The organism is Roseateles sp., assembly GCF_039929605.1.
GTDB lineage: Bacteria > Pseudomonadota > Gammaproteobacteria > Burkholderiales > Burkholderiaceae_C > Pelomonas.
In genome coordinates this window covers 13,519-32,971 of sequence record NZ_JBDSQX010000208.1, presented here as the reverse complement: position 1 = coordinate 32,971, position 19,453 = coordinate 13,519, and the positions used below count along the sequence as shown (strand labels likewise).

19 protein-coding genes are annotated in these 19,453 nt (G+C 67.8%); 7 read left to right on the top strand and 12 right to left on the bottom strand.

Features of this window, described 5'->3' with window-relative positions; translation table 11 throughout:
* Positions 1 to 5: 5 nt before the first annotated feature.
* From ABIS05_RS27885 to ABIS05_RS27875, 3 genes are read right to left on the bottom strand one after another with little or no spacing between them, the layout of a single operon-like run.
* Positions 6 to 431 carry a DUF2147 domain-containing protein gene (locus ABIS05_RS27885; RefSeq protein ID WP_348012770.1) on the bottom strand — a complete coding sequence of 142 codons (426 nt, stop codon included), beginning with the start codon at positions 429 to 431 and terminating at the stop codon, positions 6 to 8.
* A gap of 26 nt (positions 432 to 457) precedes the next feature.
* On the bottom strand, positions 458 to 2,248 hold the full coding sequence (locus ABIS05_RS27880) for an acyl-CoA dehydrogenase C-terminal domain-containing protein (protein WP_348012769.1): 1,791 nt from the start codon (positions 2,246 to 2,248) through the stop codon (positions 458 to 460).
* 37 nt (positions 2,249 to 2,285) lie between these two features.
* Positions 2,286 to 2,999, bottom strand: a complete 714-nt coding sequence (locus ABIS05_RS27875; RefSeq protein WP_348012797.1) for a TetR/AcrR family transcriptional regulator — start codon at positions 2,997 to 2,999, stop codon at positions 2,286 to 2,288.
* Positions 3,000 to 3,409: 410 nt separating this feature from the next.
* Here ABIS05_RS27875 and ABIS05_RS27870 point away from each other — a divergent pair, with 410 nt between their 5' ends.
* The 5 genes from ABIS05_RS27870 to ABIS05_RS27850 all read left to right on the top strand — a co-directional run bounded on the left by ABIS05_RS27870 (position 3,410) and on the right by ABIS05_RS27850 (position 5,900).
* Positions 3,410 to 3,967 (top strand): HNH endonuclease, encoded by a 558-nt coding sequence (locus ABIS05_RS27870; RefSeq protein WP_348012768.1) that lies wholly within the window; start codon positions 3,410 to 3,412, stop codon positions 3,965 to 3,967.
* 121 nt (positions 3,968 to 4,088) lie between these two features.
* Complete coding sequence (locus ABIS05_RS27865) at positions 4,089 to 4,559, top strand: glycine zipper domain-containing protein (protein WP_348012767.1); 471 nt, start codon at positions 4,089 to 4,091, stop codon at positions 4,557 to 4,559.
* A gap of 45 nt (positions 4,560 to 4,604) precedes the next feature.
* The gene (locus tag ABIS05_RS27860; RefSeq protein ID WP_348012766.1) at positions 4,605 to 4,880 is read left to right on the top strand and encodes a hypothetical protein; all 276 of its coding nucleotides are present in this window, start codon (positions 4,605 to 4,607) and stop codon (positions 4,878 to 4,880) included.
* Positions 4,877 to 5,359: a hypothetical protein gene (locus ABIS05_RS27855; protein WP_348012765.1), complete on the top strand. Its 483-nt coding sequence runs from the start codon at positions 4,877 to 4,879 to the stop codon at positions 5,357 to 5,359. The genes ABIS05_RS27860 and ABIS05_RS27855 overlap by 4 nt, the downstream gene beginning before the upstream one ends.
* A gap of 82 nt (positions 5,360 to 5,441) precedes the next feature.
* On the top strand, positions 5,442 to 5,900 hold the full coding sequence (locus ABIS05_RS27850) for a DUF1203 domain-containing protein (RefSeq protein WP_348012764.1): 459 nt from the start codon (positions 5,442 to 5,444) through the stop codon (positions 5,898 to 5,900).
* A gap of 6 nt (positions 5,901 to 5,906) precedes the next feature.
* Here ABIS05_RS27850 and ABIS05_RS27845 read toward each other — a convergent pair whose 3' ends face one another.
* From ABIS05_RS27845 to ABIS05_RS27815, 7 genes are all read right to left on the bottom strand, one after another.
* The gene (locus ABIS05_RS27845) at positions 5,907 to 6,665 is read right to left on the bottom strand and encodes a nitrilase-related carbon-nitrogen hydrolase (protein WP_348012763.1); all 759 of its coding nucleotides are present in this window, start codon (positions 6,663 to 6,665) and stop codon (positions 5,907 to 5,909) included.
* On the bottom strand, positions 6,662 to 7,891 hold the full coding sequence (locus tag ABIS05_RS27840) for a saccharopine dehydrogenase NADP-binding domain-containing protein (RefSeq protein WP_348012762.1): 1,230 nt from the start codon (positions 7,889 to 7,891) through the stop codon (positions 6,662 to 6,664). The genes ABIS05_RS27845 and ABIS05_RS27840 overlap by 4 nt, the downstream gene beginning before the upstream one ends.
* Positions 7,888 to 8,430, bottom strand: a complete 543-nt coding sequence (locus ABIS05_RS27835) for a GNAT family protein (RefSeq protein ID WP_348012761.1) — start codon at positions 8,428 to 8,430, stop codon at positions 7,888 to 7,890. The genes ABIS05_RS27840 and ABIS05_RS27835 overlap by 4 nt, the downstream gene beginning before the upstream one ends.
* A 154-nt stretch (positions 8,431 to 8,584) precedes the next feature.
* The gene (locus ABIS05_RS27830) at positions 8,585 to 9,178 is read right to left on the bottom strand and encodes a hypothetical protein (RefSeq protein WP_348012760.1); all 594 of its coding nucleotides are present in this window, start codon (positions 9,176 to 9,178) and stop codon (positions 8,585 to 8,587) included.
* An 8-nt stretch (positions 9,179 to 9,186) separates the two neighbouring features.
* Positions 9,187 to 10,494: a lipase family protein gene (locus ABIS05_RS27825; RefSeq protein WP_348012759.1), complete on the bottom strand. Its 1,308-nt coding sequence runs from the start codon at positions 10,492 to 10,494 to the stop codon at positions 9,187 to 9,189.
* 43 nt (positions 10,495 to 10,537) lie between these two features.
* Positions 10,538 to 11,485: a hypothetical protein gene (locus ABIS05_RS27820; RefSeq protein ID WP_348012758.1), complete on the bottom strand. Its 948-nt coding sequence runs from the start codon at positions 11,483 to 11,485 to the stop codon at positions 10,538 to 10,540.
* A 203-nt stretch (positions 11,486 to 11,688) separates the two neighbouring features.
* Positions 11,689 to 13,683 (bottom strand): SDR family oxidoreductase, encoded by a 1,995-nt coding sequence (locus ABIS05_RS27815; RefSeq protein WP_348012757.1) that lies wholly within the window; start codon positions 13,681 to 13,683, stop codon positions 11,689 to 11,691.
* 223 nt (positions 13,684 to 13,906) lie between these two features.
* Between ABIS05_RS27815 and ABIS05_RS27810 the strand changes: the two genes are divergently transcribed.
* Together ABIS05_RS27810 and ABIS05_RS27805 are read left to right on the top strand one after the other, a co-directional pair.
* Positions 13,907 to 14,548, top strand: a complete 642-nt coding sequence (locus ABIS05_RS27810; RefSeq protein WP_348012756.1) for a phasin family protein — start codon at positions 13,907 to 13,909, stop codon at positions 14,546 to 14,548.
* A gap of 22 nt (positions 14,549 to 14,570) precedes the next feature.
* Complete coding sequence (locus tag ABIS05_RS27805) at positions 14,571 to 15,812, top strand: patatin-like phospholipase family protein (protein WP_348012755.1); 1,242 nt, start codon at positions 14,571 to 14,573, stop codon at positions 15,810 to 15,812.
* Here the strand turns inward: ABIS05_RS27805 and ABIS05_RS27800 are convergent.
* Both ABIS05_RS27800 and ABIS05_RS27795 read right to left on the bottom strand, forming a co-directional pair.
* Entirely contained in the window at positions 15,809 to 17,569 is a 1,761-nt protein-coding gene (locus tag ABIS05_RS27800; protein WP_348012754.1) for an ABC transporter ATP-binding protein, read from the bottom strand. The two genes, ABIS05_RS27805 and ABIS05_RS27800, sit on opposite strands and share 4 nt — an antisense overlap.
* Before the next feature lie 96 nt (positions 17,570 to 17,665).
* On the bottom strand, positions 17,666 to 19,441 hold the full coding sequence (locus ABIS05_RS27795) for an ABC transporter transmembrane domain-containing protein (RefSeq protein ID WP_348012753.1): 1,776 nt from the start codon (positions 19,439 to 19,441) through the stop codon (positions 17,666 to 17,668).
* Positions 19,442 to 19,453: the final 12 nt, after the last annotated feature.

Genomic DNA, 19,453 nt, shown 5'->3' with positions numbered 1-19,453 from the left:
CTGCATCACTCCACGCGCTGCCACAGCTGGGTGCGGTAGAACGGCCCGATGTAGCCGCGCATCTCCAGTTTCTTGCCGCCGTCCACGGGCTTCAGGCGCGTGCGGTAGGTCTTGCCGTTATTCGGGTCGAGGATCTCGCCGCCGCCCCACACGCCGTCGCCCTCGGCCTTCACGCTGCGGATGATCTGCAGGCCGACGACGGGCTGGTCCTTGCGGTCGTCTTTGCACTTGTCGCACTTGGCGTTGGGCTCGGCGCTCGGGTCCAGCAGCTTGTCAATGCTGCCCACGAGGGTGCCCCCCTGCTCGCTGATGCGGACCAGCGACTTCGCGGTTTTGCCGTCGTCGTCGATGGTCTTCCACAGGCCCACGGGTGTTGATTGCGCGAACGCGATCACGGGCAAAAGCAGTGCAGCAGCGAACAGGGATTTCATCGGGCGTTCTCGTTGTTGAAGCGGTTTTAGAACAGCGCTTCTTCCATTTCCATCAGCGGCGCCAGACCGGCACGCGCGGTGCGGATCAGGCTCGCCGTCTCGGGCAGCAACTTGGCGAAGTAGAAGCGCGCCGTGGCCAGCTTGGCCTTGTAGAACGGGTCGGCGCTGTCCTTCTTGGCCAGTGCGATCTTGGCGGCCTGGGCGAAGAAATAGGCGAAGGTCATGTGGCCCACCACGCGCAGATAGTCCACCGCAGCGGCGCCCACTTCGTCGGGGTTGCCGAAGGCCTTCATGCCCAGTTCCTGCGTGAGCTTGTTGACCTTGTCGCCCAGGTCGGCGAGCGGGTTCACGAACTCCTGCATGGCTTCGTTGGTGCCCTCTTCCTCAATGAAGGCGGCGATCTTCTTGCCGAACTTCTTCAGCGTCGCACCGTTGTTGCCCAGCACCTTGCGGCCCAGCAGGTCCAGCGACTGGATGGTGTTGGTGCCCTCGTAGATCATGTTGATGCGCGCGTCGCGCACGTACTGCTCCATGCCCCACTCGTGGATGTAGCCGTGACCGCCGAACACCTGCATGCAGTGCGAGGTGGCGATCCAGCCGTTGTCGGTGATGAAGGCCTTGATGATGGGCGTCAGCAGCGCAACTTCGGCTTCGCAGTCCTTGCGCTCGTCCTCGTCGTCGCTCTTCAGCGCCTTGTCGAGTTGCAGCACCGTGTAGGCCTGCAGCATGCGGCCACCTTCGGCGAAGGCGCGGGCGGTCAGCAGCATCTTGCGCACGTCGGGGTGCACGATGATGGGATCGGCCGGCTTGTCCGGCGCCTTGGGGCCGGAAAGCGCCCGCATCTGCAGGCGGTCCTTCGCGTAGGCCACGGCGTTCTGGTAGGCCACCTCGGTCAGGCCGAGGGACTGGTTGCCCACGCCCAGCCGGGCGGCGTTCATCATGACGAACATCGCCGCCAGGCCCTTGTTGGGCTGGCCCACGAGCGTGCCGACTGCCCCCTCCAGCACGATCTGCGCGGTGGCGTTGCCGTGGATGCCCATCTTGTGCTCCAGGCCGGCGCAGAAGATGCCGTTGCGCGAGCCCAGGGAGCCATCCGCGTTGACGTTGAACTTGGGCACCAGGAAGAGCGAGATGCCCTTGGAGCCGACAGGCGCGTCCGGCAGGCGGGCCAGCACCAGGTGAATGATGTTCTCGGCCATGTCGTGCTCGCCGGCCGAGATGAAGATCTTGGCGCCGGTGAGCTTGTAGCTGCCATCCGCCTGCGGTTCGGCCTTGGTGCGCAGCATGCCGAGGTCGGTGCCGCATTGCGGCTCGGTCAGGCACATGGTGCCCGTCCAATCGCCGCTGGTCAGCTTGGGCAGATAGGTGGCTTGCTGCTCGGGCGTGCCGTGGGCGTGCAGGGCCTCGTAGGCACCGTGGCTCAGGCCCGGGTACATCGTCCAGGCCTGATTGGCCGAGTTCAGCATCTCGTAGAAGAACTGGTTCACCAGGTAGGGCAGGCCCTGGCCACCGAATTGGGTGTCGCAGCTCAACGCCGCCCAGCCGCCTTCGACATATTGCTTGTAGGCGCCCTTGAAACCCTTGGGCGTGCTCACCTCGTGGGTGGCCTTGTCGTGCACGCAACCTTCGGCGTCGCCGCTGAGGTTGAGGGGCGCGATGACTTCGGCAGCGAACTTGCCGCCTTCCTCAAGCACCGCGTTGATCGTGTCGGCGTCGATGTCGGCATGGGCCGGCAGCATCTTCAGCTCGTCGACAACGTTCAACAGCTCGTGCATGACGAATTGCATGTCACGCATGGGCGGGGTGTATTGGGGCATCGGGTACTCCTGGAACAGTCTGGGGAAAGTGGATCAATCAGCGCTTCGCGGCGCTGCTCTTGAGTGCCTTGCGGCTGCGCTCGATGTCGAGGCCGGCGGGCGTGGCGTAGAACTGGATGGTCCGGTCGAAGCCGACGCCGGCCCGTGCCAGCGCGCCGGGGATGCGCATGAAGCGCGCGTCGTGATGCAGGGACAGGATCAGGCCGTGCAGTTCGAAGACGATCTGGTCGATGTCGGCGTCGGTCCGCAGATGGCCTTCCTCGACGGACAGCCGAATCGCCTTGTGCAGCGCCGCATGCCAGGCCTTGACCATGGCGACGAGGGCGTCGCGCACGGGGCCGGGCCGGTCGTCGAACTCGACGGCTCCGCTGATGTAGATGCAGCCCGAGTCGACCTCGATGGACACGCGCCGCACCCAGCGCTCGAACATCGCGCGCAGGCGCGGCAGGCCGCGGGTCTCGCGGATGGCGGTGAAAAAGACTTCCTCTTCGAACTTGGCGTGGTACTCGGTGACGACCGCGATCTGCAGCTCCTCACGCGAGCCGAAGTGGGCAAACACGCCCGACTTGCTCATCTGCGTCACGTCGGCCAGCGCGCCGATCGACAGACCTTCCAGGCCCATGTGCGAGGCCAGGCCCAGCGCGGCGTCCAGGATGGCGGCACGGGTCTGCTGGCCTTTTTGCAGGGAACGCGCCACGCGCACCGGCTTGACGGCGCGCAGCGGGGCGACTTTCTTGGCAGAGGCGGGCAGCGTGGACACAGGGCGAGAATAAAACGAACGATCGTTCTATTTTGCAGGTCGCTCGCCGGGCAGCGCCAGCATGCCCCGTTGATTTCCTAGGGTGATGTGTCTAATACGCCCGACAACCTAGGGATGACCCTGACGGATTGAAGCCCTCGCCCAGCCTTGCCCCGCTGGACGCGGTCAAGTCTGGGCGGTCCCCTGTGGGGACGGCGATGTGCTTGACGGCGTGACCGTCAAGCACATCGCCCGACGGGCCGGCTTGGGAGCGGCCCAGGGTTACGGGAAACCGGGACGCCGTTGTCATGGCCCCACGCTTGAGCCTTGGCCCGGTTCTCGCTAGGCTCCGGTGCTGAAGAGGGGCTGTTCCCGAGTTGACCCGACACCCGTGGGGGCGCCCTTTCAGGAGGTTGACGCCTGTGGATGTTCTCCAACTCGATGTCTCCGGCCGGCCCCAGGCCTGGATCACCACGCGGGAAGCCGCGGTGATCTACGCCAGCGACGGCGTGGCCTGGACGCTTGGCGACCCCTGCCAGGTGCTGCGCGGCGGCTGGCAGCGCGCGAGCGGGCGGCAGTCGCGCATCGAGGTTCATTCCATCATCGCCGTGCGCGGCAGCGTGCCCAGCCGGGCCTGGCGCCAGGCGCCGGCGCTGACGAACAGCAAGCTCTTCGTGCGCGACCGCTTCATCTGCGCCTACTGCGGCCACCACGGCCTCGGCGAAGACCTGACACGCGAGCACATCCACCCGACCTCGCGCGGCGGCTACGACAGCTGGATGAACTGCATCACCGCCTGCCGGCCCTGCAACGGCCGCAAGGGCAGCCGCATGCCGGAGGAAGCGAACATGAGCCTGCTCTACCTGCCTTACGTGCCCAACCTGCACGAGGACATGATCCTGCGCGGCCGACGCATCCTGGTCGACCAGATGGAATTTCTGCTCGCCAGCGTGCCGCGCAGTTCACGCCTGCACGGTTGACCCGGGGAGCCCGTTCGGCGGTAAAGAGTTGTAGCTACGGGTCCCCAAGAGTCAACGGGCGGACAATTCGACACGTTGGGCAGCCGTTTTGCCCAAGGAGAAATCAATGTTGTCCAAGCTCATGACTTCCTTCACCCTGGCTGCGGCCCTGGTGCTCTCGGCCTGCTCGACGACCAGTCCCGACGTTGTCCAGCGCGGCGACGCGCAGCGTCTGTCGCAGGTGCAGGACGCGACCGTGCTGTCCTCCCGCCCGGTCACCGTCGACGGCTCGCAGAGCGGCGTTGGCGGCGTGGCCGGCGGTGTGGCCGGCGCCGTTGCCGGCAGCTCGGTCGGCGGCCGCCGTGAAGGCGCGATCGTCGGCGTCATCGGCGCCGTGGCCGGTGCGGTCATCGGCAACGCCATCGAGCGCTCGTCCACCCGCGAGGACGCGCTCGAAATCATCGTCCAGCTGCGCAACGGCGAGCGCCGCGCCATCATCCAGGCCAAGGGCGCGGAAGCCTTCAACAGCGGCGACCCCGTCGTCCTCGTCACCACCGGCGGCAAGACCCGCGTGACGCGCGCTCCGGCCATCGTGCCTGGCAGCAACGGCTGAAGGCCCGCTCGCGGGCCGGCGTCCCGAACAGGGACAATCCGGCCCATGAACATGAAGAAAACCGATCTGGAACGCCTTGCCGGCCTGAAGCTGGATAGCGCGATGCGCGGCAAGGCGACACCCGGCCGCTTCGGCCAAGCCGCTGCGGCGGTACCCGACCGCAAAGCCCAGCGCAAGCTGGACGCCGCCGCCGGCCTCGTCCCCTTCGCCTGCAAACTGCCTGCCGAGCTGACCGAGCAGTTGCGCGAGCGCGCCGCCAGCCATGAAGGCGGCCTGAACGCGCTGGTTGCCGAACTGCTGGCTGCGGGCCTGAAGGCATGAGCGAGGTCGACGAGCCCGTCTTCGAAGCCCGGCTGTGGCGCGACAACGGCTGGACCGCCCAGGTCATCAAGAACGAGGACGACGAGGGCTGGGCCGTCGCCATGTTCAAGGCCGGTGAGAGCGAGCCGGCGCTGGTCGGCCCCTGGACGATGGGGCGCGACAAAAAGAACCCCAAGCCGCTGGACGTCAACGCCTTCAACACGCTGGTCAAGACGGCCTCGGAAGTGCTGCGCCGCCACGAGCAGCAGCTGCACACCCAGCTCAACAAATCGCTCTACGTCGCCCGCGACGGTGCGTGGCTGAAGATCACGCTGGAGATCGTGCCCGCCGAGGACGACCCCTACGCCTGGCTAGCCGCCTTCGACGCGGCCGGTGAACAGCTCGCGAAGGTCAAGGTGGCGGCCGGCTTCAAGCTCAGCCAGTCAGCGGCCGAGGCCTGGGTGGACGCCGGTTACGAGCGGCCCGCCGGCCGGGACTGAGCGCGGCAACTGCAGGTCCGATTGCGGCCAGACACGCGCTGGCGGCTTGCAAAGAATGCGGGCATCCACCACGGAGCACGCCATGACCTTTCGCATCACCGGGCTGTCCGCGCAGCCCTTCGCCCACCTCTTCGGCCTCAGCGAGGCCGAGCTGGCCGCCCACGGCGCGCTGCGCTTCCAGGGCGAAGGCCTGCCGGACCGCGTCGAGCTGCGCGACACGGTGGGCGATGAAACCGTGCTGCTCATCAACCACGAGCACCAGCCCGCCGACACGCCCTTCCGTTCACGCCACGCCATCTTCGTTCGAGAGCACGCCGGCGCGCATTTCGACGCGGTCGACACCGTGCCCGAGGTGCTACGCAGCCGCCTGCTGTCGCTGCGTGCCTTCGACGCGACCGGCCTGATGGTCGATGCCGACGTTGTCGACGGCACGGCCATCGAGGGCCTCATCGAGCGGCTGCTGGCCCAGCCCGAGGTCGACTATGTCCACGCCCACTTTGCCCGCCGCGGCTGCTATGCCGCGCTGGTCCGGCGCGCCTGAACGCCGTCAGTGAAGCGTCACGAGCCGCAGCGCCGCTTCGTCGCGCGGCAAGGTCTCGATATGTCGGCCGCCTGGCGCGATGACGACGCTGGCGCCGAAGCCGCGCTGCCCCGGTGCGTTCAGCCCTTGTGGCCAATTGCTCTGCAGCACCCAAGCACCCAGCTCACGCGCCAGCGCCTCGGCGCCCGCCCGATACGCCTGGCACAAGGCCATCTGTTCAGGGTCGGACTCGGCGACATAGCTGGGCCAGAAAATCACCCGCGGAAGCGTCTGGCCCGCCGGCAGTGCCGCGCGCAGCTCAGGCAGCAGCGCCGCGCCATCCAGCATCTCGCGGCACAGCACCGAGGTCGCCAGCACGCCGGCAATCGCCGTCCAGCCCCGCGCGCCGCCTGGGGTGAAGAAGCCGGCCTCGCTCGGCGTCAGCCCGCGTTTGTCGATGCGGCCAAGGTCCTGGCCGCCGGCATCGATGTAGAGGTGGCTGTTGAAGACCGCGCCTCCCGCGTCGAGCGTCGGCAGACCGACGACGGCGGCAAGCTGTAGCCGGGCGCAGGCGGCACGCAGCTGGCCCTCGGCATCGGCCAGCACAGCGGGATTGAGCAGCTCGGGCAGGCGCCGATGAAAACCTGTGACCGCCAGTTCGGTGCAAACGCAGCCTGCCGCGCCGGCTGCCGCAGCGGCTTCCAGCGCCGCCAGTGTTTCGGCGAGGTTGTCGGCCAGCGTCCAGTGCATGCGCGGCTGGGCGATGGCCCAACGCGGCGCGCTCAAGCAGCGATCTCGAACGTCAGCCCCGCACGGTCCTGCAGCCGCCGCACGAGGGCCAGGCCCATCGCGCTGCCGGGCGTCCAGACACCGCCCGGCGTCGCGTCGCGGTCGACGTCCTGCAACAGGCAGAGAGCTGTCTCGCTGATCATCTTGCAGGTCGAGCCATAGCCGGGGTCGCGGTCACCCTTGACGATGGCGCGCAGCGTCTCGCCGCCGGCTGACTGGCCGGTGAACCAGAGCTCGTAGCGCCCCGCCTCGCGCGCGGCCTTGTCCGGGCCGTCGCCCGGCTGGGTCAGCACGAAGCGCCGCAGCAAAGCACGCGTGGGGGCCAGTCCCAACGCCAGGTTCTGCAGCCGGGTGAAGCAGGTCAACGCCCGCGCCTTCCTGCGGCCCTTGTCGCCCTGGCCCGGCCGGCCGGTCAGCAGCTTCTCGCTGTAGACGAAGCCCTCACCCCAGGGATGCCCGCGCAGCGCGTTGCTGCGGTGGACGTTCTTGGTGTTGATCGTCGCCATCATGAACGGGCCGGCCCAGGCATCGGCCCAGTCGTCGAAGTCGGCGCCTCGGTCATCGGGCTGGCGCGGGCCCTTGAAGCCCGGCGTCAGCGCGAACGGGTTGGCCATCACCTTGGCCAGAGCGGGCTCGCGCTTCACGGCGGCGACGGTTTCCATCATGCTGGCCAGCGTGCCGCCCGAGGCCGCGCCCTTGATGCGCGCGACCCGGCCGCGCACCTCCGGCAGCGGCGCGCCGAAGCGCGCTTTAGCCTCTGCCTGCAGGTAGACGACGCCGAGGTCGAAGGGGACGGAGTCGAAGCCGCAGGAGAAGACGATGCGTGCGCCGCTCGCCTGCGCCAGCGGCGTCAGCTTGGTCATCATGCGGGCCATCCAGAGCGGCTCGCCGCACAGGTCGACGTAGTCGGTGCCGCCCGCAGCGCAGGCGGTGGCGAGCGGCTCGCCGTGCAGTTGGTAAGGGCCGACCGTGGTGATGACGCAGCGGGTGCGCGCCAGCATCGCCTTCAGCACGGCGGCGTCGCTGGCGTCGGCCTTGAGCAGCGCGACCGACGGCGGCAGGTGCAGTGCGTCGCGTACCTTGGCCAGCTTGTCGAGGCTGCGGCCGGCGATGGCCCAGCGCGCGCCAGACGCGCCGCTGAGGTGCAGGTATTCGGCCACGAGGCGACCCGTGAAACCGGTCGCGCCGAAGACGATCAGGTCGAACTCCTTGTCGGTCGTCACGCCCTGCCCTTCATCGCCTCCCAGTCGCTGCGCAACAGGCCCAACGAATGGCAGTCCACGTACTCACCTCCCACGAAGACGACGCCACGCTGGATGCCCTCGTGTGTGAAGCCGCACTTTTCTGCCACGCGCCGCGACGCGTGGTTGTGCACGGACATGCCGCACGACAGCCGGTTCACCGGCCAGTTCTCGAACAGGTAGTCCACCAGCAGCCCGGCGGCCTCGGAAGTCAGCCCCTGGCCGCGCATCGAGATGTCGGCCAGCGTCCAGCCGATCTCTCGCGCCGTCGTGTAGCGCGCGGCGGCGAAGTGCACCACGTCACCGATGACGCTGCCGTCGATGAGGTGGCAGATCAGCAGGCGCTCGGCGTCCTCATTGGCAAAGCCGTTGTCCTTCCAGCGCTGCTCCACGGCGTGCGGCGTCATCATGCGCGAGCCCAGGAAGGGGCCGCGCACCTGCGGGTCACCGGTCGTGCGCTTGAGCCAGGGCAGGTCGTCTTCGGTGACGTAGCGCAGGCCGATGCGTTGTCCTCTGAGCATGAGGTTCTCTCAAAAAGTTAACCCGGCCAGCGCCGGAATCCGGCGCATTGTGGGTCAGTGCTGAGGCGACCTGAAGGAGGGGTGCTCGTGACCGAGGTGCAGGCGCCTGGCGGGCGGGCGCGGCCACCGCATCGTCACGGTGCCGGTCTCCACATCACTGCGGCGACAGCACGCCACCCAGCGGGGACGGATCGAAGCTGCGCACCCGTTGAACCACGAGTTGGACCGCTTCGTCTTGCCCCTCGTACCGGTCCAGCCACACGAGCAGTTGCGCGGGCGTGAGCGGCCCCTGCAAGGGTGCAGGGCTGGGGTCAATCACCATCAGCGCCGCATCGACCGATGGTTCGGCGGCGGCATGGTGCGCCGAGATGCGCTCGCGCAGCAGGGGCCCTGCGGCGTACAGATGCACGACGTAGGGTTCGAGTTCCGGGAACGTCTCGAAATCGTACGTGGCGCCGACAAGCTCCATCGCCTGCTCGAATGTTGGCCCAAGGTCCACCACAGGGACCGAGGTGCCCGAAGCCTCTTCGAGGCTGCTGGGTATCTCCATCCCGTCGAAAGCTGACCAGTCGAATTTTTCGGGATCGGGGTTCATGATGGCCTCGGCGAAGGCCGCTCTTTCTGCGAGCGCCTCAGGCGTCGGCTCGGCCTGGGCCGCAGCCGCCAGCGCCACCGATGCCCGAATGAATCCCAGCTCTGCCAGCGCGTTGGCATGCAGGTAAAGGTATTCGAAGGCCGTGCGGTCCATGCCGTGGCTCACCCCAGCACCGCACCAGTCACTGCAGTGGCACCACCGAGCAACAGAGGCAGCGGCATGCCCCGGCCTGCGGTGTTGACGATGGCCAGCGTCGCCAGGGGGCGCAGCACGCTCATCATCGCCATCAGGATGCCTCGGATCACCTTCCCCGTGATGTCGGCAGCGCCCACGATCACGATGCGCGCCCAGCCAGCGGCCTGCCTCAGCCAGCCCATCAACTCAGGGTTCGCCGCAGCCTGACGGGTCAGGTTGTGCGCCAGCGTCGCGCTAAAGAGGTCGATGGCGGTGAGCCCATGGACACCCGCGTAGCCGGCAACCTTGAGCACATGGCCGAACGCCTTCATCAGGTAGCTCAGCCCTTGCGCAGCGCTCTGCGTCATCCAGCCCGGGTTGTCGGAGCTGCGCAGCAGCCACTTGGCGAGCACCGCGTTGTCGCGGTCCACGGCCTGGCTGCCCAGCCGCACGTTGGCCCACGTCATACCGGTGCCGCCTACGCTGGTCACGTACTCGCGCATGTCGTGGTTCGCAACACTCAGCAGCTTGCCGGTGGGCGAGACGAGGATCATGTTGTTGTCGTCAGTGGGCAGGCCGTTGACGTGGCTAAATGGGTAGGGACCAACCATCGTCACCGGATCGAGGTCATGCGCCACACGGAAGATGTTGCGCTTGCCCAGCAATTGCTCCATCGCCGACGACGAGCCCAACGCTCCCACGCGTGGCGAGCCAAAGGTGTAGAGCTTCACGTCCTTGCCGCGCCCCCCGAAGTGCGCGGCAACGAGTGTGGCCACCGCGCCGCCCAGGCTGTGGCCGACGCAGTGCACCACGTCGGCGTCCATCACGCGCTTGTCGTCGCGCGCGAGGCCGATCTTCACGCTGTCGAAGGTATTGCGGAAGCCGTGGTGGACCGGGCCGATACCAGCCATCGACGTCATCGACGCACGCAGGTCGGTGTAAAGATCGGCCTTCGAATGCTCGGCACGCGTGCCGCGCGTGGCCACCACGACATGCCGACGGCCATCGCGGCTGAAGCTCAGCACGTAGCCGAAGCCGGTGGACGTGCCGTTGGTGCTGCCGGCGAACACGCGGTCGAGCTTGGCGCCTGCGAGACCGGTGCCTCGCAGCGAGGTGTTGTCGCCGCCGCCCTGCGCGGCCGCACCCATGCCGTCGCCCGTCACCATCTTGCGAACATTCGCCCGCGACTCCATGCCCACGGTGGGCTGGCCGGAGATCCAGTCCTTCAACGTGAAGTACGCGTTGTGCGCGATGTAGGAGGCCTCTTGGGGCGACAGGCAGTCTTGATCGATCATGGTTTTATGGCGCCGCAGGATGCTGCGGTCTCCCTGAAGTGATTCAAAGAACTGGGGCGAGGTCGAGCGACCAGATGAAGCGGCCAGCTTGACTGGCTCGGTCGTCGGCGGTCTCCAGCCACAGGCGGCTGCCCACCATGCCCCAGCGACGCACATGGCCGTCGTCCAGGCCCAGCGTCGCAATCTCGAGGCCGTCCGGATGACGGGGAGAGAAAAGCAAAATGTGCTCGAAATGATTCACGTACTGCTGCGTGCCGATGCGCTCCCTCTCCGCGCCATAACGGACCAGCGCCACGTCGGGGCGGACCTGCAGGCTATCGAGGTACTGAGGCGGCAGGCCGCGCGGCCAGTCAGGCTCCACATCGCCGAGTCGGCGTACGCGGTCCGAGGCCGTGTCGTAGAGGAATACGGCGTTCCTGGCGCGGGGGTCGTGGTAGCTCAGGTGAAACAGGATTCGGTCCACAGGCAGAGCAAGCGCCGCTTCGGACGCCCACATCAGCCACCTCGGCTGCGAGGCATCGAAGGTGGCCGTACGCGCTTTGCCAAAGCGTCTGCCGTCTACTTCCCAAAAGCCAGCGCTGCGCTTGTCGCCGTAGGTATTGACCAGCGCGACCGCCGGCCGCCCGGCAGCCCCATCGACGATGAAGGCTTCGGCAGGCGGGCGGTCACGCCGCTCGGCGGCGAGCGTGCCGCTCGGCGGCGGCGCGTCGGCACTGACGTTGCGGACGACCGGATAGGCCGGCTTGGGTTGCGGCTGAAACGCAGGCAAGGCCGACTCGCGCTTGAGTGCGCCGCCCAACTCGGGCCGCACCGTCGTGCGGTACTTGCTCTTGAAGAGACCAAAGACCATGCTGGAATTTCCGCCTTCGCCAGACACCGCCTGCTCACAACCGCCAAGCGCGGCGGCCATGAGCAGCACACCACATCCCTGTGCCGCGCGGCGCGCCATCGAACGAATGACGGCAGGGACGAAAGCAAGGCGTGCGGACATCGAGCAATATATTTTTCGATAAAAGACCGGCCGCATTGTGTCGAGTCGCCATGCTGCATCGCCACGCAAATGCGGGGATTTCTCTGTCGAATGCGCGGCTTCGTTGCATGTGGATACGAAGAAGGCGTGGCCGACGTGGCTGCCAAACCGAGGGCGTGCCGGTCGATGGCGCGACACGCCAGCTACGCCCACGCGCCCAATCCTCAGAAGTGGATGCCGCGCATCATCTGCTGCATCGCAATCGCCTCCGGCGACAGCCCCGACTTGCCCGACTTGTCGCCCTTGGCGGCCGAGCTGTCGGGGAACATGCGGAAGGTCGTGTTCATGACGATCTGCGCGATGCGCGGCGCGGCGGCATGCAGCATCTCGCCCGAGATGCCCAGGCGCGTGGCGATGCGCACCGGCTTGTTGATGCAGGCCTGCGCAATCATGTCGCCGGCCTCCTCCGGCGCCAGCGTCGGCACGTTCTTGTAGATCGCCGTGGGGGCAATCATGGGCGTGCGCACCAGCGGCATGTTGATGGTGGTGAAGGTCACGCCGGTGTCGGCGAACTCGCTGGAGGCGCAGCGCGTCCAGGCATCCAGCGCGGCCTTGCTGGCCACGTAGGCGCTGAAGCGCGGCGCATTGGTCAGCACGCCGATGGAGCTGATGTTGACGACATGACCCTTCTTCTTGGCCACCATGCCCGGGAGCAGGCCCATGGTCACGCGCAGGCAGCCGAAGTAGTTCAGGTCCATCGTGCGCTGGAAGTCGTGGAAGCGGTCGTAACTGCTCTCGATGGCGCGGCGGATGGAGCGGCCGGCGTTGTTGATGAGGAAGTCGACGCCGCCGAACTCGTCGTTGCACCACTGGATGAGCCCGGCGCAGCCGGCCTCGTCGGCGATGTCGCAGGCATAACTGTGAATCTGAGCGTCCTTGCCGGCCTTGTCCTTGATCTCCTTGACCGCGTCGGCCAGCTTCACCTCGTCACGCGCGCAGATCAGCGTGATCGCGCCGGCCTCGGCGAATTTGATCGCCGCGGCCAGGCCGATGCCAGATGACCCCCCGGTGACGAGCACCACCTTGCCGCCGGTCGCGCCGCGCAGCGAGCGGTCGATGAAGAGGGCCGGGTCGAGATGACGCTCCCAGTAGTCCCACAGCCGCCAGGCGTAGTCGTTCAGGTCCGGGCAGGCGATGCCCGAGCCCTTCAGCGCGGCCTCGGTGTCGCGGCAGTCGAAACGGGTCGGATAGTTGATGAAGGTGAACATGTCCTCGGGGATGCCGAGGTCCTTCATCACCGCGTTCTTGATGCGGCGCACCGGCGCGAGCGCCATCAGGCCCTTCTTGACGCTCTTGGGGATGAAGCCCATCAATGCCGCGTTGATGAACAGGTTCATCTTGGGCGCATGCGCGGCCTTGCTGAAGATGTCCAGTACATCGCCGACGCGGTAGCCCTGCGGGTCGACCAGGTGGTAGCAGCCCTGGCCCTTGCTGACCTTGTGCGAGATGTGATCCAGCGCGTCGACGACGAAGTCCACCGGCACGATGTTGATGCGGCCCCCTTCCAGGCCGACGCTGGGCATCCACGGCGGCAGGATCTGGCGCATGCGCTGGATCAGCTTGAAGAAGTAGTAAGGCCCGTCGATCTTGTCCATCTCGCCGGACTTCGAATCGCCCACGACCAGCGCCGGGCGATACACCGTCCACGGCCGCTTGCACTCCTTGCGAACGATCTTCTCGCTCTCGTGCTTGGTCATGAAGTAGGGGTGATCGAGGCCCTCGGCCTCCTCGAACATGTCCTCGCGGAACACGCCTTCGTACAGGCCTGCCGCCGCAATCGAGCTGACGTGGTGCACGTGGCCGGCGTCCACCGCCTGCGCAAACTCGACCATGCTGCGCGTGCCCTCGATGTTCACCGCGACCTGCGACTCCTCGTCGGCGCCCAGGTCGTAGACCGCAGCCAGGTGATAGAGGTGGTCGACCTTGCCCTTGAGGCTCTTGATCACGTCGCTGGCCACGCCGAGCTTCTTGCTCGTCAGGTCGCCGTAGACGGGAATCGCGCGGGTCTTGCTGACGCCCCAGTAGGCGAGCAGGTCGGGCAGCTTGGCCGCGCTTTCCTCGCGCATCAGGAAGTGGACCGTGCTGCCGCGCCGGGCCAGCAGCTTCTTGACGAGGCGCTTGCCGATGAAGCCTGTGGCGCCAGTGACGAAATACTGCATGCGGGTCTCCTGCTTTGGGGTTTCGCCTGATTCTTGACCAGCGCTTGAGGCGGCCTGCTGGGCACTTTCCCCAGGGCAGGGGGCCTGCACGGCAGCGGGCGTGGCCCGCGCCCGCTGCCGTGCAGGCTCCCCACGTAGAGCTTGCTCACTAGGAATGGACGCGCCAGCAGGCAAGCCCGCCGCTAAAGTCCGCCCGCACTCCGCACATTCGAAAGGACACCCCATGGTCAAGAAGCTTCAAAAGATGGCTGACAAGAAGAAGGCTGCTGCCGCCACCGGCTTCCCGGCTGGTCTGCTCGACAGCGCGATGGCACAGAACGTCAAGGACAGCGCCCAGCAGATCTGGGCCGCCGGTCTCGCCTCCTTCCACAAGGCCCAGGGCGAAGGCTCCAAGGTCTTCGAGGCCCTCGTCTCCGAAGGACAGAAATTGCAGAAGAAGACCCAATCCGCCGCTGAAGAGAAGTTCAGCGCCGTGGCCAGCAAGGTCAGCAGCGTCGCCGGCGACGTCGGCGCCAAGGCCGGCCAGCAATGGGACAAGCTGGAAACCATCTTCGAAGCCCGCGTGGCCAAGGCCCTGCAAGGCCTGGGCGTGCCGACCAAGGCCGACATCGACAGCCTGATCAAGCGCATCGACGCGCTGGCCGTGGCGACCGGCGTGCAGCCGGCCAAGAAGGCCGCTGCCAAGAAGGCTGCTGCTCCCGCTGCCAAGAAGGCCGCTCCGGCTGCCAAGCCCGTCACCGCACCAGCCAAGAAGACAGCTGCGGCCAAGCCCACCGCCAAGGCTGCTGCACCTGCCGCCAAGAAGGCCGCCCCGGCCAAGAAGACGCCTGCCGCCAAGAAGCCCGCACCTGCCGCGCAAGCTTGATCGACGTTAAATCTCTCTGACCATGAGCCAACCACGAATCGGGTTGGCCCTGGCAGGCGGAGGCCCACTGGGCGCCATCTATGAAGTTGGCGCCCTTTGTGCTTTGGAGGAGGCCGTTGATGGCCTGGACTTCACCGCCTGCGACGGCTACATCGGCGTCAGTGCGGGCGGCTTCATCGCTGCCGGCCTAGCCAACGGCATGACGCCGCGCCAGCTCTGCGCCGCCTTCATCGAGAACACCGCCGCAGCGCCCGACCGCTTCGACCCCGCCGAGCTGCTGCAGCCGGCCTGGGGCGAGTTCGGCCAGCGCCTGCGCCTGCTGCCGCAGCTGCTGGCCGACGCCGCCCGCGAGGTGCTGCTGGAAGGCCGCTCGCGCCTGAGCGCCGTCGAGCGCCTGGGCCGCGTGCTGCCCACCGGCCTGCTGAGCAGCGAGCGCTTCGGCGAGGCGCTCATGCGCGTGTTCGCCAAAGCAGGCCGCAGCAACGACTTCCGCGAGCTGGGCGGCCGCCTGGTGCTCGTCGCCACCGACCTCGACAGCGGCGAGGCCATCCCCTTCGGCACCGAGGGCTGGGACCACGTACCCATCTCCCAGGCCGTGCAGGCCAGCGCCGCGCTGCCCGGGCTGTTCCCGCCGGTCGAGATCGACGGCCGGCATTACGTGGACGGTGCGCTGAAGAAGACGCTGCACGCCTCCGTGCTGCTGGACCGCGGGCTGGATTTGCTGATCTGCCTCAACCCACTGGTGCCCTACGCCAGCGACCGCTTGTCGACCCGCGAGGCCCGCTCGCGCCGCGCGAAAAAGCTCGCCAGCAAGCTCGGCCGCCCCGCCGTGCGCGCGCTGCAGCCGCGCATCCACCGGCTGGTGGACGGCGGCCTGCCGCTGGTGCTGTCGCAGACCTTCCGCTCGCTGATCCACTCGCGGCTGGCGCTCGGCATGAAGGGCTATGAGCTGACGCACCCGCAGACCGACATCCTGCTGTTCGAACCCGACCCGCGCGACGCCGAGCTCTTCCTCGCCAACACCTTCAGCTACAGCCAGCGCCGCCGCTTGGCCGAGCACGCCTACCAGGCCACGCGCGAACTGCTGCGTGACCGCGCCGCCGTGCTGAAGCCGCAGTTCGCGCGTGCCGGGTTGACGCTGCGTGAAGACGTGCTGGCCAACCGCGAGGCCCGGCTGCTGCCCGCGCCGGGCGAGACGCCAATGGAGCAGGCGCTGCGTTCGCTGCGCGGCTCCTTGAGCGTGCTCGAAGCCCGCGCCCGCTAAGCGTCTTCTTCGACTTCTTCCAGCGTCTGCAGCTCGACGAGCCGGCGGTAGAGCCCGCCGGCTATCGCCATCAACGCCTCGTGCGTGCCGCGCTCCTGCAGGTGGCCGTGGTTGAGCACGAGGATCTGGTCGGCCGCGCGGATCGTCGACAGCCGGTGCGCGATGGCGATGACCGTCACGCGGCCGTGCAGCGCCGTCAGCGCAGCGCCGACGCGGGCCTCGGTCTCGCTGTCGACGTTGCTGGTCGCCTCGTCCAGGAAGAGGATGCGCGGCGACCCCGCCAGCGCGCGGGCCATGGCGAGCAGCTGCTTCTGGCCGGTGGACACGCGTGCGCCGCCTTCTCCGAGCTTGGTGTCATAACCCTGCGGCAAAGCGGTGATGAAGTCATGTGCCCGCGCGTCCCGAGCCGCGGCTTGAACCGCTTCGTCGGTGATGCCTGGCCGGCCCATCGCGATGTTCTCGCGCACGCTGGCCGCCAGCAGGAAGGGCTCCTGCGGCACCAGGCCCACCGCGTCTCGGAAGGCGGCGTCGGGCACGGCCTCCAGCGGCTGGCCGTCGACGGTGATGCGGCCCTGCTGCGCCGTGTAAAAGCGCAGCAGCAGCGACAGCAGCGTGCTCTTGCCGCTGCCCGTGTGGCCAACGATGCCGACAAAGCTGCCGGCCGGGATGTCCACGTCCACGCCATGCAGCACCGGCCGCGCGGGGTCGTAGCCGAAGCCCAGGCCCCCGATGCGGATAGCGCCGCGCGTGACGGGCGCGCCGTCTTGCGGCGGGCCACGAAACTCGTCCTCATCCAGCAGCGCCCGCACGCGCGATGCGGCGACCATGGACTGCTGAAGCTGGCCGAATTGCATGGTGATCTGGATCAGCGGCTCGACGACGCGGGCGATGTAGGCCAGGAAGGCGTAGAGCAAGCCAACCTCCATGCCCGACAGCTCGCGTCGCCCGAAGCCGTAGATGACGGTGACCAGCAACAGCACGTTGAGAAAATCCAGCGCTGGCCGAAGCAGCCAGGCGTTGGCGCGCAGCTCGGCGATGCGCGACAGCCGGTGCTCGCCGTTGACGGTCTCGAAGCGCGCGCCAAAGCACGCTGCCGCGCCCGCCGCCTGCAGCACGGCCATGCCGGCCATGCTCTCTGCCATCTGCGCGTTGATGTCGCTGCGCAACTGGCGTGTGCGCTGCACGGCTGGCGCGGACAGGCGCTGGTAGACGGTAATGATGACCACCATGGCCGGCACCAGCGTCGCGACGATGAGCATCAGCCGCCAGTCCAGAAACGCCATCGCGATCAACGAGCCGAAGACGACGATGGTCGAGTCCAGCATCACGTACAGCACCTGTCTATACAACTGGTTCACCGCCTCGGTGTCGTTGGTAACGCGGCTGACGAGCTGGCCGGTGATGGCCTTGTCGAAGAAGGCCATGGGCAGCGCAAGCACATGGGCATAGACCCGCTCGCGCAAGCGCAGCACCGAGCGTCGCGCAACACCGGCCATGCGGGAGAGCTGGGCGTAGCGGATCCAGCTCGACGCCCAGCCGGTCAGCAGCACGGTGGCGAGCAGCATCGCCATGGCGCCCAGGTCGTAGTGGCCGGGCAACAGGTAGTCGTCGATGTAGCGCTTGCCGAGGATGGGGGCGAGGACTTCGAGGCCGGCGGCGAGCAGCAGCCAGATGCCGCCGCGGATCAAGTTCGGGCGTTCGGGGCCTGCTGACTCCATCAGCAGGCCGACGCTTTGCCAGGGACGTTCGGTCTTCATACGAGTGCGATTGAACACAGCCACAGAGGCACAGAGACGCAGAGAGAGTGCGCTTGCTCTCTGTGCCTCTGTGTCTCTGTGGCTGTGTTGATTGCTTCAGGCTGCGTCAAGGCTGGCCTCGATTTGTTGATAGCGCCACTGCGCCGCGTACCAGCCGCCCAAGTCCAGCAGCTGTTCGTGCGTACCGCGTTCGATGACGTGACCTTGCTTCAGCACAATGACTTCGTCGGCATCCATGACCGCCGACAGCCGGTGGGCGACGACGATGACGCTGCTGTCGGGCCTTGCCGAACGCAGCTCGCGCAGGTGATCGAGGATGGCCGTCTCGGTACCGGTGTCGACAGCGGAGAGTGCGTCGTCCAGCACCAGCAGCGATGAGTCCGACAGCAGCGCCCGCGCGATGGCCACGCGCTGGCGCTGGCCACCGGAGAGCGTCACGCCGCGCTCGCCGACTTCGGTGGCGTAGCCGTTCGGCAACCGCGTGATGTCATCGTGCACGGCCGCCAGGCGGGCTGCGGCTTCGATGTCGGCCGGCGTGGCGCCAGGTCTTGCCAGGGCGATGTTGTCGGCCACCGAGGCCGAGAACAGGAAAGGCTCCTGCGGCACCCAGGCGACGTGGGCACGCAGCGCGGCCAGCGGCAACTCGGGCAGCGCCACGCCGCCGAGCGTCATGCGGCCGGCATCGGGCTCGGACTGGCGCAGCAGCAGCCGCACCAGCGTCGACTTGCCTGCGCCGGTGGCGCCGACAATGCCGAGTGTCCTGCCCGGCGCCAGTTCGAGGTCCAAGCCTTCCAGCGCCGGCCGCTTGGCACCGGGGAAGCCGAACGTCAGCCCCTCGGCGCGTAGCGTGGCCTGGGAGGGCAGCGCCGCCCTGCCCTCGTCGGCCAGGGTCAGCGGCGCGTCCAGCACCGGCGCCAGTCGCGTCCAGGCCGCGCGGCCGCGCTCCAGCAGCGCCAGCACCCAGCCGGCCGCAAACATCGGCCAGATCAACTGGCCGAGGTACATCGTGAACGCGGTCAGCTGGCCGATGCTGATCTCGCGCTGCGCCACCAGCCAGCCGCCCATGGCCAGCGCAATCGCCGTCGCCAGGCCCAGCGTCATGCCGACGGCGGGCTCGTAGGCCGCCTCCCAGCGCTGCGACCGGTAGGCCGCCTCGGCCGCATTCCCAGCCAGCTCGCCAAAGCGCGCCTCGCTCCTGCCGACGAGGCCTAACGCCCGCAATGTGCGCACGCCGGCCAGGCTCTCTTGCACCTGCTGGTTGAGGTCGCCAAAGCGGTTCAGCGAGTCCTGCGCGGCTTCGTGCAGGTGCTTGGAAATCCACCAGAACGCTGCAGCCATCAGCGGGAAGGGCACGAGGGCAGCAAGGCCGAGGCGCCAGTCGATGGCGACGGTCATCATGGCCAGCACCAGCAGCAGCGTCTGCGTGCCGTCGAAGCCGGCCAGCATCGCTTCGCCCGCCGCCTGCTCCACGGCGTCGATGTCGTTGGTCGCCAGCGCCATCAGGTCGCCGGTGCGCTGGCCCTGGAAGTAGGCCGGGCCCTGCAACGCCAATCGCGCGAACAGCCGCGTGCGCAGCCGGGCGCCGAGTTGGTAGGCGGCCTTGAACAGCGTCAGCCGCCAGCCGACGCGCAGCAGGTAGATGACGAGGCCGGCGGCGACGAGCAGCGCGAGTTGCTCGATGAGCGCGTTGCCCTTGAGACCGCCGGCCACCAGCGCATCGACGACATGGCCGACCTGGCGAGGGATCCAGACGGTCAGCGCGGCGATGCACGACAGCATCGCGCCCGCCGAAGCGTAGGCGCGCCAGTGCTCGCGCACGAAGGCGGCGAGCATGCGGGTGAGACTGAAGGAAGACGGGGCAGGTACGGACATGCGGCCAGCAGT